The following is a 12323-nucleotide window of genomic DNA, read 5'->3' as shown; positions in this document are numbered from 1 at the left end:
GATATAGAGTAGCAAAGTGTATCTTTTTTAATAGGAGGTATGGGAGAATTTGTAACAAACAGATTCTCCCATATTCTATTTATTTGTTTTCGTAATCTTCTTTTAGCTTTTTTATTTGCTCCTTTATGGTATCAGTGATTACCTTTTTCGTATATTTGTCAACCTATTATTTTACAACGATACAAAATATGCAAACAGACAACGAGCGATACAAAAAAATGGCTTCTCTTGCACAAATCGGATGGTGGGAAGTAGATTTAACGGCAGGATGTTATTTATGTTCCGATTATCTTTCTGATCTTTTGGGATTGGACGGCGACACCATCTCTACTTCGGATTTTCTAAACCTGATACGTGAAGATTATCGCAAGCAGATTGCTCAGGAGTTCCGGGCAAATTCTTCTATCCATAAGGACTTTTACGAACAAACTTTCCCGATTCATTCAAAATATGGTGAGGTTTGGCTGCATACCCGTCTGGCTTTTCGTGAGAAGGGTACGGGTGTTGATGGAGGTGATAAGTCCTTCGGAATAATCCAGCGCGTTGAGGCTCCCAAGGAGGAAGATCAAAGGGATGCATTAAGGCGTGTGAATGATTTGCTTTGTCGTCAGAATTTTGTTTCGCAATCGTTGCTTCGTTTCCTACGTGATGAGGCAGTAGAATCTTGTATCGCAGATATTTTAAGAGATATTCTGAATCTTTATAATGGAAAAGGTCGTGTTTATATTTTTGAATACGATGAAATTTATGCCCATCATAGTTGTATCTACGAAGTTGTTTCTGAAGGAGTATCGGCAGAGATAGACAATCTGCAGGACATGCCTGCCAGTGAGTCAAAATGGTGGAGTGAACAGATATTATCGGGCAAGCCGATTATTTTAAATACACTGGAGCAGTTATTAGAAGAGGCTCCTGATGAATATCAGATTCTTGTAGTTCAGGGAATCAAATCGTTAATGGTGACTCCTTTGATGACAGGCGACCGCGTTTGGGGATATATGGGGATTGATTTGGTTGAGACCTACCATGACTGGAGTAATGAAGATTTTCAATGGTTCTCCTCATTGGGAAATATTATAAATATCTGTATCGAGTTGCGTAAAACTAAGGACAAGGTAATCCGTGAACAGACTTTCCTAAATAATCTGTTTCATTTTATGCCGATGGGATATATACGTATGTCCATTATCCGTGACGAGAATAATAAACCTTGCGATTATCGGGTGACGGATGCGAATGAGGTCAGTTCAACCTTTTTCGGGCTTCCTTTGGAGTCGTATATTGGTTCTTTGGCATCTGAAAAGCATCCTGACTATCTCCAAAAACTTAATTTTCTGGAAGAGATACTGGATAGTAATTCTTATAGGGAGAAAGATGAATATTTTCCAAGAACGGAACGGTATACGCATTGGGTTATTTATTCTCCCGGAAAAGATGAAATAGTCGGTTTGTTCCTCGATTCTACAGGATCGGTACAAGCTAACCGGGCATTGGACCGTAGCGAGAAGCTCTTTCAGAACATATTTGCTAATATTCCGGCAGGAGTAGAGATCTACGATAAGGATGGCTATTTGATAGACCTGAATAATAAGGATTTGGAGATATTCGGTGTAGTGAATAAGTCGGATGTGATCGGAGTTAACTTCTTTGATAATCCGAATGTGCCGCAGAACATACGTGATCGTGTACGGAATGAAGATTTAGTAGATTTCAGACTTAATTATTCTTTTGAGCAAGCAGGAGGATATTATGAGACAAGCCGTTCTAATGTGATAGAACTATATTCGAAGGTTAGTAAACTATATGATAATGAGGCAACTTCAGCGGATATATTTTAATAAGCATTGACAATACGGAGCGTATTGATGCAATGAACCGTATTCGTGATTTTGAGAATTTCTTCTTGATGATATCCGATTATGCAAAAGTAGGATATGCTAAATTGAATCTCTTGAACCGCAAAGGTTATGCTATAAAACAGTGGTATAAGAATTTAGGTGAGGAGGAAGATATTCCTTTGAGTGAGGTGGTAGCAGTTTATAGCCAAATGCATCCCGAAGACCGTAAGCGTTTCCTTGATTTTTATGATGGAGTCAGAGACGGAAAAAGGAGGCATTTCCAAGGGGAGATGCGTATTCGTCGTCCCGGAACGAAGAACGAATGGAATTGGGTCAGCAGTAATGTGATGGTCACCAATTATAAACCGGAAGAAAATGAAATAGAAATCATCGGTATCAATTATGACATTACAGAATTGAAGGAGACTGAAGCCGAATTGATTCAGGCACGTGATAAAGCAGAGATGATGGATCGTTTGAAAAGTGCTTTCCTTGCCAATATGAGTCATGAAATCCGTACGCCGCTGAATGCCATTGTCGGTTTCTCCGATTTGCTGGTAGAAACTGAAGAGCTGGCAGAACGTCAGGAGTATATTAAGATTGTACGTGAGAATAATGAACTTTTGTTGCAATTAATTTCAGATATACTCGATTTGTCAAAGATTGAAGCGGGTACATTTGAGTTTACTAACGGAGATGTAGATGTAAATCTGTTATGTGAGGATATTGTCCGCTCTATGGGGATGAAAGCGAAAGAAGAGGTGGAACTGGTGTTTGATGATCATCTTCCGGTTTGTCATGTCATTAGTGACCGTAACCGTATACATCAGGTGATCTCTAACTTTGTTAACAATGCAATGAAGTTTACCTCTGAAGGTAGTATTCATGTGGGATATAAACTAAAAGATGGCGAATTGGAATTCTATGTTGAAGATACAGGCATCGGTATTGAAAAAGAGCAGTTGCCACATATCTTTGAGCGTTTTGTGAAGCTTAATTCTTTTGTACACGGTACAGGATTGGGACTTTCTATCTGTCAGAGCATCGTTGAACAATTAGGTGGGCGGATTGGCGTTGATTCTGAAAAAGGAAAAGGATCAAGGTTTTGGTTTACTATTCCCGGAGTGATCGTGACGGAAGAGATGAACTGTGCCCGGTAGAGTGGTAATAAGGCAGGTGAATATCTTCCTTCCTCATTAATAAAAGCGGCTTTTATATAGAAGAAACGGTCTTGGTTTTGATGTCGATTGATACTGACATGAAACCAAGACCGTTTCTTTGGTGAAAAGGTGTAGTCCGTTTAAATTCCGAACGACAGTTTATCGATAGATTGATATACGATACTTGCAATACCCAGTCCGATGATACCCAATGTGCAAAGTGCTAGTCCCCATTTTGTGCAACGATCGCTGCGGAAAGTAGGAATCGGGTTGTCGGAAGGAGTGATGTACATTGCTTTTACAATCAATAGATAGTAATACAACGAAATCACTGTATTTACCAATGCGATGAATACCAGCAAGTGGAAACCTGCATCGAAAGCAGCCATGAAGATAAAAAACTTAGAGAAGAATCCGGCAAACGGAGGGATGCCTGCCAATGAGAACAGAGACAGAGTCATCAAAAGAGCGATTTTGGGATTCGTTTTATAAAGTCCTGCGTAATCTTCGAGCGTGAATTTCTGACTGCGTAATGCCACGATAGTGATAACGGCAAATACTCCGAGGTTGGCGGCAGCATACACTAATACATAATATACCAATGCTGTCATGCCTTGTGCTGTGCCTCCGATAACGCCTAACATAATATATCCCGCTTGCGAAATACTGGAGAACGCCATCAAACGTTTCAGGTTTTGCTGACGGACAGCAAATATATTGGCAATAGTGATAGAAGCGATGGTTACCCAATAAAGTACTTCCTGCCAGTCATTAATCATTGGAGCGAATACTTTGATAAGGACGGCCAATAATACAAATGCAGCCGATCCTTTTGATATAACACTCAAATAAGCGGTAACTGTACTCGGAGCGCCTTCGTAAACGTCTGCTGTCCATAAGTGGAACGGAACCAGTGACAACTTGAATGCCATTCCTGTGAAGAAGAATATAAATGCCATGATCTGTAACGGATTTCCGTCGATATGGGCAGGGAGGTCATCGAAATAAAGAGTCCCGGCAGAACCATAGATCATGGACAGACCAAATAACAGCAATGCACTGGAGAAAAGAGCTGTCAGAATGTATTTGGCACCTGCTTCGGCAGAGTTGTGACGGTATTTATCGAAGGCAATCAATGCTGCCATCGGAATAGAAGCTGTTTCGAGCCCGATGAAGAACATCAGGAAATGGCCGGCGGAAATCATGAGATACATACCAAACAAGGTAGAGAGTGTAAGCACATAGAATTCTCCTTGTTTGAATGAAGTGTCTTCTCTTTTCATCACTCGTGTGCCATCAGGAAAACAATCAGTGTACCGACGTCAGGATCGATTTAACAACTGTGTGCATCGGTACATAGTGATACATACCACCGAATGCATCGGCAGCAGTTCCCGGAATCAGGTTGATAGCCGTATGGATAGCCATCAGAATAACGGGCAACATGGTGTTCAGGCGTGCTTTCCCACTATTTTTGTGTGCATCCGGACTCATGAAGAGGTCAGCTAGAAATAGCAGCAGTAAGACAGCTATGAGCGACAGCTCTTCTCGCATATTTAGAAATTGTGAATAATCCATCTTGTTTATTTATGAATTAAGAATTATGATTTATGAGTTAGGGGATTAGTTGTGAGACAACCGGTAATACGCTTTCACCAATCATGTGGCTAACCCAGAAAGGAGCCATACCTAGTCCGGCAACGCAAACGATGAGGCAGATAACGGCTACACGTTCGTCCCACGTTGCGTCGGTCAGTTCGAGGTGATGTTTGTTGGTGCAGGTTCCGTACAGGATCTTACCTACCAGGCGCAGGATGTAGACTGCGGTAATCACAATCGAAGAGCAGGCGATGATGGTCAGTGTACGGTGAAATACGTCGTTGTTCTGGAAAGAGCCGACGAAGATGGTCATTTCAGCAATGAAACCGCTTAATCCCGGCAGACCGAGGTTGGCAAGACCGGCAATCACATAACATACACTAAGGAACGGCATAATTTTCATTAAACCGGCAAGTTCGCGAACGTCACGTGTGTGTGTACGTCCATATATCATACCGATCAGAGCAAAGAACAAGGCTGTCATCAATCCGTGCGAAAGCATCTGAAGGATTGCTCCTGTTGCTGCTGTCTGGTTTAGCATCAGAATGGCGAAAAGAACCAGTCCGCAGTGTGATACGGATGAATAAGCATTGATATATTTCAAGTCGGTCTGTACACAAGCGGAGAAGGCTCCGTAAACGACAGAGATACCTGTCAGTATCAGGAATATCCAGGAAAGTTCGTTGGCTGCTTCCGGCATCAGATACATGGCGATACGGAAACATCCGTAACCTCCCAGTTTCATCAATACTCCGGCATGAAGCATGGATACGGCAGTCGGGGCGGAAGCGTGACCGTCAGGGCTCCATGTGTGGAACGGGAAAAGGGCGCCCAATACACCGAAGCCGAGGAAAGTCAGCGGGAACCAGATGCATTGCTGTGCAAAAGGTATGTTGTGCAACTGTGCAATTTCGAGGAGGTTCATGGTGGTTGCTCCCGAACCGAAATAGATTCCGAGAATACCGATCAATAGGAAAGCGGAACCGCCCATCAACATAAGAGTCAGTTTCATGGCTGCATATTCTTTACGTCCTGATCCCCATACACCAATCAGCAAGTACATCGGTATCAACGCAATTTCGTAGAACATGAACATGGTGAACAAATCGACGGATATAAAGAATCCGAATACTCCCATAGACAACAGGGTGAACCAGAGGAAATATTCTTTCGTCAGCGGTTGCAGGCGCCAGGAAGCGAATGTACCGGTGAATACGATGACAGCAGACAATAACAACATGGCTACCGAAATTCCGTCAACACCTACTGAATAGGATATGTGAAGCGGGGCATACCAAAGCATATCTGCACGGAAAAGCATTTCTGCCGTGTTTCCGGCGCTACGCTCTCCCAGATACAGGAATGTAAGTACGACGGAGGCAATCAGAAGTGCCGATGCGCCAGTAACCATAACCCCCCGGATGGCTTTGATTCCTCGTGCTGCCCAAAGTCCGGCCAGCATCAATAAGGGGATAAGTACGAATATGGATAAGAAATTCATCTTTATGATTTACTATTTAAAGATTTACTATTTACTATTTAGAGAATCAGCAGTAGGATAAGTGCCAATGCACCGCAAAGGAACACATACGCATATTGTTGTACCTGACCGCTCTGCAAACCACGAATCTCGTCGCTTGTTGTGTTGGTAGCCCATGCCAGGAAGTCAAAGAATCCATCCACTACATGACGGTCGAACCATGCGATAGGAGTAGAGATGCAGCGGAAGATAATCTTATGCGTAATAAACTGGTAGATATCATCAATATAGAAGCGATTATAGGCTGCCTTGTGCAGACCTTTGAATCGTTTTGCCAACGAATCAGCAACAGGCTGTTTGGCATTCTTGTACATCCATGTAGCGATTGCAATCGAAATAATCGCAATAACAACGCTCGTAATAGCTACTGACGGATCGAGATGGATAGAATAAGATTCACCATTCGAACTGATGAAGTGTCCGAAAGGAATAAATCCTGCTCCACAAGTTACAACTGCCAGGAACATCAGCGGGAAAGTCATAGCCAACGGACTCTCATGTGGGCGGCAAGGTGCCGCTTCCAAGTTTCCGTGCGGCGTGTTATGTTCCGAATGGGAACCTGCCCGGGGCGGCTCGCTCCCCCAAAAAATACCGTAGTAAAGGCGGAACATATAGAAAGCTGTCATTGCAGCGATGACTGTCATCACCCATCCCATTACAGGGCTGTATTGGAAACAAGCAGCCAGAATTTCATCCTTCGAGAAGAAGCCCGAGAACGGAGGAATACCGGCAATAGCCAGACAAGCAATCAGGAATGTCCAGTGAGTGATCGGCATATATTTGCGTAAACCTCCCATAGCGGACATTTCATTAGAATGTACGGCATGGATAATGCTACCTGCACCGAGGAAGAGTAATGCCTTAAACATGGCATGTGTGAAAAGGTGGAACATGGAAGCCATGTAGCCCAAACCTCCTTCGTGCGGATTCATGGAAGTACAAACACCCAGAGCTACCATCATGAAGCCAATCTGTGAAATGGTAGAGAAAGCCAGTACACGTTTGATGTCTGATTGTACGCAAGCCACACTTGCCGCGTAGAATGCTGTAAATGCACCTACCCAAGCAACCATGTGCAGCGTATTCGGTGCGTATGTAATGAAAAGTGGGAACATACGTGCCACCAGATATACACCGGCAACTACCATGGTAGCCGCATGAATCAATGCGCTGACCGGAGTAGGACCTTCCATTGCATCCGGCAACCAGATATGCAACGGGAACATGGCACTTTTACCGGCACCACCGACAAACATCAGTCCGAGAGCCAACGGAAGCATAGAAGCTCCACCGCTTATCAAGGATACTGTATCCGGAGTGAAGCCGAATGTACCACCGTAATATCCGTAAATCAGGATACCGATCAGGAAGCCCAAGTCAGCAAAGCGAGTAACAATAAACGCTTTCTTGGAAGCAGCAATGGCAGCCGGTTTTGTATAATAAAAACCGATTAGCAGGTAAGAACTTACCCCCACCAGCTCCCAAAAAAGGTACATCTGGAAGATGTTGGTTGCAACGACCAATCCCAGCATAGACATGGTAAACAGGGATAGGAAAGCGTAATAGCGTTGAAAACCGACTTCTCCTTTCATGTAACCGAAAGAGTAGATATGTACCATCAGTGACACTGTAGAGATGACGATCAACATCATTACCGATATAGGATCGAGCAAGATGCCCAAATCGAAGTGTAAAGTCTCTGTAAAAGGAAGCCACGTGAAGTTGTAAGGCATCAGTGTGGCGAATGTTCCGTCTTCCAGTCGTGGAGCGGAGAAATATTGGATAGCTGTAACGTAGGATAGTACTGCTACTGCTCCCAGTATCAGCGTACCGATTGTACCCGCTGTCCGGTGGGACATCCATTTACCTCCGATTCCCAATATGAGAAAGGAGAAGAAAGGAAGAAGGAGTATTAGAATTGTTAGTTCCATACAGTTTTATTTAATTACTTGAGTTATTATTATTAATTTTTGGTCTTATAGCTGATAATCACTATACTCGGACCTTCTGTTTGGTTTCCCGGTGTGAAACTAGTTGTTCCTCGGTGAGAAACACTTTGTTTCTCGGTGTGAAACGAAGTGTTTCAAGGGATGAAACACCTTGTTCCTGGGAATGAAACAAATCACCACTTCAACTCGTCCAGGTTGCGCACCTGAATGCTTCGAAGATTACGATAAATGTTAATCATGATGGCGATAGCTATTGCAGTTTCCGCAGCCGAGATGGCGATGGAAAAGAGTGCAAAGAAATAACCCTCCATTCCCCCCGGAAAAAGGAAACGATTGAATACGGCGAAGTTGATGTCCGTAGCATTCAGCATTAACTCTACAGAAATCAGGATAGCCAGTGTATTTCGGCGGGTAAAGAATCCATAGATTCCTGCAAACATCATGATGGTAGAAACTACCAGGTAATATTCCATGTGTATCATATTCGAACTCTATTTTGATAGTTAATACTTAAAATTCCTATCTCTTACGTGCAATCATGATGCCACCGATGATACACGCCAGCAATAATATGCTGACAGCTTCGAAAGGCAATACATAACCGTATTTGTCACTACTTAATAAAGCGTTCCCGATAGCATGAATGCTAATTTCTTGCGGGGCCAAATTAGCTGTCTGCATGAAATCGTGCTTCAGTGTGATAAAAAGGATAATGGCTAAACCGGCAATCATAGTGAAGAGTCCGGCTAAGACTTTACTTCGTTTTGCTTTCTCGGCCCGGTCGCCTTCTCCACTGGTCAACAGGATGGAGAATACATAAAGAACGACGATACCACCGGCATAAACCATAATCTGAACGGAACCCAGAAAGGTGTAACCCAGCAAAAAATAGATGCCGGCCGTGCCGAAGAGCACGAAGAGCAGGTAGGTGGCCGAGCGTACGATACGTTGGGTAGTCACCGTCATGATGGACATAGCAATAATAAATGCTGCCAAAAAGTAGAATACTACTGTTTCAAGTGTTGATCCCATATCTAAACTTCTTTTTTCTTTTCTATTACTTTACTACCGTCGTGGTTCAACTTCAGGACAAGTTTCGTCCGGTCGAAGACTGCATGTTCGAAGTTCTGATCGAACGTGATGGCATCGTGCGGACAAGCATTGACACAGAGCTGGCAGAACATACAGGCACCCAAATCATATTCATAGGTTGCCAGGATTTTCTTCTTCTTTCCATCTTCTGTTTCGACGGTTTCGCTGGTCACTTTGATTGTATCGTTCGGACAGGCCATTTGACACAGTCCGCAAGCTACACAGCGATGTTCATTATTCTCATTGTGGGGCATATTCAGCGTACCACGGAAACGGTCGAACATTTTCAGCTCTTTCCGGTTTTCGGGATATTGCTCGGTCACTTTCTTACGGAAGTATACCTTGATGCTGGTTTTCATACCCGTTGCCAGTGTACTGATGCCATGCACCAGACCACCTAAGTACGTATATTTTTTATCTTTATATTCCATAATTTTCATTTATCAAAAGTGGAAGCCGAAAGCTACGCAGCATGCCATTAGTAATAGATTTACCATAGAAATTGGGACCAGGTATTTCCATTCCAGATTCAAGATCTGGTCGATACGCAAGCGTGGGAAAGTCCATTTGATCCACATCAGAAGGAATACCACAAAGAATGCTTTGGCGAAGAACCAGATAAAGCCCGGAATATAATCCATTACAGCATTAAATCCATCCAAACCAACAATGTGCAGCGGCATCCATCCTCCCAGGAAGATGGTGGCGGCAACACTGGCTACGATAAACAGATTCAAATATTCTGCCAGATAGAAGAAACCGAAGCCCATACCAGAGTATTCAGTATGATATCCGGCAGTCAACTCACTTTCTGCTTCGGGAAGGTCGAACGGGCCACGGTTACATTCTGCATTTCCGGCAATCAGATAGATGATGAAAGCAATGACCGCAGGAATATGTCCCTTGAAGATGAACCAACCATTAGCTTGTCCTTCTACGATTTCAGAAAATTGCATGGTTCCCGTCAGCACTACCATTGTCATGATACTCATACCAACAGAAAGTTCATAACTGATAATCTGTGCACCGCTTCGCATGGCACCGATCAAAGAGAATTTGTTGTTACTACCCCAACCGGCCAGCAAGATACCGACAACTCCAATGCTGGAAGCTGCCAACAGGAAGAACACGCCCACATTAAAGTCCAGAATCGCCGCACCTTTATTAAAAGGAATACAAGCGAAAGTCAGGAATGAAGCGATAATCACCATGAATGGAGCAAGATTGTAAAGGAAATGGTCGGCACCCTTCGGCATGAAGATTTCTTTGGTCAGCATTTTGAGCACGTCGCAGACCACTTGGATAGAACCCCATTTACCAACACGGTTCGGTCCAAGACGACACTGGAAGAAACCGCAGACCTTACGCTCCATGTAGATCAATATGATAGCCAGGATGGCATACAGTGCTACGAGGCACACGCCGACAGCTACACATTCTATAAAGATGGCTAATCCCTCCGGCATAATGGAGAGCAGTAGCTCATGTATCCAGTTTGTTACTATACTAAAGTCGAACATATATTTTTAATAATTAAGTATTATCTGTCAATATCCGGAACGACATAATCTATTGTTCCGCCAATAGCAATTAAGTCGGCAATCTTTGTGCCCCGGCAAATGGTGTCAATTGCAGCAACAAGCGGCAATCCCGTAGCACGGTAGTGCAGACGGTAAGGCGTTTTGTCACCCTGACTTTCCAGGAAGACACCAAATTCACCACGACTTCCTTCTACTGCTGCATAGTAACTGCCTTCCGGAACACGGATGATAGGTTTCATCTTCTCCTGATAAGGTCCTCGGGAATATTGTCTATTAATTGCTCAATGATGTTCAGACTTTCCATGATCTCATCCATACGCACCAGGTAACGGGCAAAGCAGTCACCTTCCGTATAAACGATTTCTTTGAAATCGACTTTGTCATATACACCGTATGGCATTCGTTTACGTACGTCACACGCCCATCCTGATGCACGGCCTGTACCTCCGGTACAACCGAAAGAGATGGCATCTTCACGGCTTAACACACCGACGCCTTTCATACGGCTCTGTGCGATGATGTTACCCGTGAATATATCGTGATATTCGTGGATAATTCCTCTCATATATGGAATGAACTCTTTTACTCGTTTGACGAAGTTAGGATGAAGATCAGCCTGTACACCGCCAATCGTATTGTAGTTCATAATCAGACGTCCGCCGCAAGTTTCTTCAAAGATATCGAGAATTTTCTCGCGGTCACGGAATCCATAAAAGAATGCTGTCAACGCTCCTAAGTCCATAGCAAGACAAGAGTAAAACAGCAAGTGAGAATCGATACGTTGCAACTCGTCCATTATGGTACGGATGTACTGTACGCGTTCACTGACCTCAATGCCCATGGCTTTTTCAATACACATACACAATGCGTGACGATTTTGATGCGCGCCCAAATAGTCCAGACGGTCTGTCAAAGCTAATGTTTGAGGGTAAGTGAGGCTTTCATTCATTTTCTCGATACCTCGGTGGATATACCCGCAGTTCGCATCAATCTTACGAATAATTTCACCTTCCAGAGAAACACGGAAGCGCATTACACCATGAGTAGCAGGGTGTTGCGGACCGATGTTGACTACATATTCTTCTTCGCCGAACAGTTTCGTCTCTTTGTTCTTGATGGTTCCGTCCGGGTTCAGTTCTATTTCTTGAGTCGTATCAAACGTCTCTTCATTGGTCATGCACAGTGGGTTATCCTTTTCCGGGTCGTTATCTTTACGCATCGGATAACCAATCCAATCGTTGCGCAGGTAGAGCCGGCGCATATCAGGATGACCGACAAAGGTGATGCCATAAAAATCAAAAACTTCACGTTCGTAGAAGTCGGCTATCTTCCAGATGTCGCTGACAGACGGAATTTCCGGTAGCTCGCGGTTGGTTGTTGCTGTTTTTAGTGCTATCCGTTCGCCTGTAATGGTAGATTCCAGATGGTAGACTACGCCTAAGCCGCGGAGTTTTTCCGGAGCGTCTTTCTCATCGGCTACTCCCCAGTCCATACCGGTGAGGCTTTCGAGAAAGTCCATCTGTTTTTCATTTCGCAAGCGCAGCATCTCGTCGTGTAACGCTGCAGGAGCTATAAATTGTATTTCTTGCATAAATCAAATTAAA

The 12323-nt window shown here is 43.8% G+C and carries 6 protein-coding genes and 3 pseudogenes; 1 reads left to right on the top strand and 8 read right to left on the bottom strand.

What is annotated here, in order from left to right:
• The first annotated feature begins 188 nt into the window (after positions 1-188).
• Positions 189-2998: pseudogene (locus tag DXA05_RS08335) on the top strand (ATP-binding protein).
• A 140-nt stretch (positions 2999-3138) separates the two neighbouring features.
• Here DXA05_RS08335 and DXA05_RS08330 read toward each other — a convergent pair.
• From DXA05_RS08330 to DXA05_RS08295, 8 genes and pseudogenes are all read right to left on the bottom strand, one after another.
• A pseudogene (locus DXA05_RS08330) lies at positions 3139-4576 on the bottom strand (NADH-quinone oxidoreductase subunit N).
• Between the two features lie 37 nt (positions 4577-4613).
• On the bottom strand, positions 4614-6098 hold the full coding sequence (locus DXA05_RS08325) for an NADH-quinone oxidoreductase subunit M (RefSeq protein WP_128859034.1): 1485 nt from the start codon (positions 6096-6098) through the stop codon (positions 4614-4616).
• A 38-nt stretch (positions 6099-6136) separates the two neighbouring features.
• The gene (gene nuoL, locus DXA05_RS08320) at positions 6137-8068 is read right to left on the bottom strand and encodes an NADH-quinone oxidoreductase subunit L (protein WP_004312108.1); all 1932 of its coding nucleotides are present in this window, start codon (positions 8066-8068) and stop codon (positions 6137-6139) included.
• A 191-nt stretch (positions 8069-8259) separates the two neighbouring features.
• A complete protein-coding gene (gene nuoK, locus DXA05_RS08315) occupies positions 8260-8568 on the bottom strand; it encodes an NADH-quinone oxidoreductase subunit NuoK (RefSeq protein WP_004312109.1) in 309 nt (102 codons plus the stop codon).
• A 37-nt stretch (positions 8569-8605) separates the two neighbouring features.
• The gene (locus DXA05_RS08310; protein ID WP_004312110.1) at positions 8606-9118 is read right to left on the bottom strand and encodes an NADH-quinone oxidoreductase subunit J; all 513 of its coding nucleotides are present in this window, start codon (positions 9116-9118) and stop codon (positions 8606-8608) included.
• A gap of 2 nt (positions 9119-9120) precedes the next feature.
• Positions 9121-9609, bottom strand: coding sequence for a 4Fe-4S binding protein (locus DXA05_RS08305; RefSeq protein ID WP_004305338.1), 489 nt, complete (start codon positions 9607-9609; stop codon positions 9121-9123).
• 12 nt (positions 9610-9621) lie between these two features.
• A complete protein-coding gene (nuoH, locus tag DXA05_RS08300; RefSeq protein ID WP_004312111.1) occupies positions 9622-10698 on the bottom strand; it encodes an NADH-quinone oxidoreductase subunit NuoH in 1077 nt (358 codons plus the stop codon).
• Between the two features lie 20 nt (positions 10699-10718).
• Positions 10719-12310 (bottom strand): annotated as a pseudogene (locus tag DXA05_RS08295) (NADH-quinone oxidoreductase subunit D).
• Positions 12311-12323 lie beyond the last annotated feature (13 nt).

The sequence above is a fragment of the Bacteroides sp. AM54-2NS genome (assembly GCF_003602935.1).
Lineage (GTDB): Bacteria > Bacteroidota > Bacteroidia > Bacteroidales > Bacteroidaceae > Bacteroides > Bacteroides xylanisolvens.
Note: the sequence above shows the minus strand (reverse complement) of the source record. Positions and strands in the feature narration are given on the sequence as shown.

What these genes read in the sequence shown, in the direction of transcription:
- nuoH (WP_004312111.1), bottom strand. Translation starts at nt 10,698, where the DNA reads ATGTTCGACTTTAGTATAGTAACAAACTGGATACATGAGCTACTGCTC.
- DXA05_RS08310 (WP_004312110.1), bottom strand. Translation starts at nt 9,118, where the DNA reads ATGGGATCAACACTTGAAACAGTAGTATTCTACTTTTTGGCAGCATTT.
- nuoK (WP_004312109.1), bottom strand. Translation starts at nt 8,568, where the DNA reads ATGATACACATGGAATATTACCTGGTAGTTTCTACCATCATGATGTTT.
- DXA05_RS08305 (WP_004305338.1), bottom strand. Translation starts at nt 9,609, where the DNA reads ATGGAATATAAAGATAAAAAATATACGTACTTAGGTGGTCTGGTGCAT.
- DXA05_RS08325 (WP_128859034.1), bottom strand. Translation starts at nt 6,098, where the DNA reads ATGAATTTCTTATCCATATTCGTACTTATCCCCTTATTGATGCTGGCC.
- nuoL (WP_004312108.1), bottom strand. Translation starts at nt 8,068, where the DNA reads ATGGAACTAACAATTCTAATACTCCTTCTTCCTTTCTTCTCCTTTCTC.